We start from the raw sequence: 1,614 nt of genomic DNA, 5'->3' as shown, positions 1-1,614 counted from the left end.
GGTCGTCGGGGGCGGACGTGCCGGCCGGCGCCCACGCCTACGACGAGCTTGCGGTCACCGACCCCGGCACGCCCGCCCCCGACGACCTCGGTCTGGACGAGGTGGCCTGGATGTTCTACACGTCCGGCACCACCGGGCGCCCCAAGGGCGTGCTGTCCACCCAGCGCAACTGCCTGTGGTCGGTCGCCGCCAGCTACGTACCCATCCCGGACCTGCGCCAGGACGACCGGGTGCTGTGGCCGCTGCCGCTCTTCCACAGCCTCTCCCACATCGCCTGCGTGCTCTCCGTGACCTCCGTCGGCGCCACCGCCCGCATCACGGACGGCAGTTCCGCCGACGACGTCCTGGACCTCCTGCGCACCGAGCGGGCCACCTTCCTCGCCGGCGTCCCCACCACCTACCACCACCTCGTCGCCACCGCCCGCCGCACCGGACTGTCCCTGCCCGACCTGCGCATCGGGCTCGTCGGCGGCGCGGTCACCGGCTCCGAGCTGCGCCGCTCCTTCGAGGACACCTTCGGCGTCCCGCTGGTCGACGCCTACGGCTCCACCGAGACCTGCGGCGCGATCACCATGAACCCGCCCGACGGCGCCCGCGTCGAAGGCTCCTGCGGGCTGCCCGTACCCGGCGTCGACGTCCGCATCGTCGACCCCGGCACCGGCGACGACGTGCCCACCGGACAGGAGGGCGAGGTCTGGGTCAGCGGCCCCAACGTCATGGTCGGCTACCACAACAGCCCCGAGGCGACCCGGGCCGCGCTGCGCGACGGCTGGTTCCGCACCGGCGACCTGGCCCGCCGGGACGAGGCCGGCTACTTCACGGTCTGCGGCCGGCTGAAGGACCTGATCATCCGCGGCGGCGAGAACATCCACCCCGACGAGGTCGAAGCGGTGCTGCGGAGCGCCCCCGGGGTCGCCGACGCCGGCGTCGCCGGCGCCGCCCACGACACCCTGGGCGAGGTGCCCGTCGCCTGGCTGGTCCCGGGACCGGACGGCCTCGACCTCGACGCCGTGCTCGACCACTGCCGCGCCCGGCTCTCCGCGTACAAGATCCCGGAGCGGATCCACGAGGCCGCCGGCATCCCGCGCACCGCCTCCGGGAAGATCGTCCGCCGGCTGCTCGCCGCCCAGCCGTACTGGCCCCGCCACACGGCCGACGGCCACCACGACGCCCTGCTGACCCCGGCGTGGCTGCCCGCGCCGGCCCGCACCGGCGACCGTGACGACAGCGACGGCGGCGACGGCGGCGACGGCGGCGCACGCCCGGCCGCCTGCGCCGTGGTCGGCGAGGACACCACCGGGCTGGTCGACGCCTTGCGCGCGGCCGGGGTGGACGCCGCACTCCATCCCGGTCTGCCGTCCGTACCGGACACGATCCCCGGTCCGACCCTCCTGCTGCCGCCGGCTCCCTCCGCCGACCCCTTCACCGAGGCCCGCCTCCTCATCCAACAGGTGACCGGCGGAAACGCCCCGGAACCGCTGGTGGTCCTCACCCGGGGAGCCACCCCGGCCGGCGACAGCGCGCCCGACCCCGCCGGCGCCGCGCTCGCCCACCACCTCGCCACCGTGCACCGGGCGCGTGGACGAGCAGCAGGTCCGTGGCCCGGTGCACGGT

General features: G+C 75.8%; 1 protein-coding gene. It reads left to right on the top strand.

What is annotated here, in order from left to right:
- The coding region (locus CCN44_RS40905; RefSeq protein WP_143650426.1) for a class I adenylate-forming enzyme family protein at positions 1 to 1,614 on the top strand (1,614 nt) is incomplete at both ends.

The sequence above is a fragment of the Streptomyces tricolor genome (assembly GCF_002155905.1).
GTDB lineage: Bacteria > Actinomycetota > Actinomycetes > Streptomycetales > Streptomycetaceae > Streptomyces > Streptomyces tricolor.
Note: the sequence above shows the minus strand (reverse complement) of the source record. Positions and strands in the feature narration are given on the sequence as shown.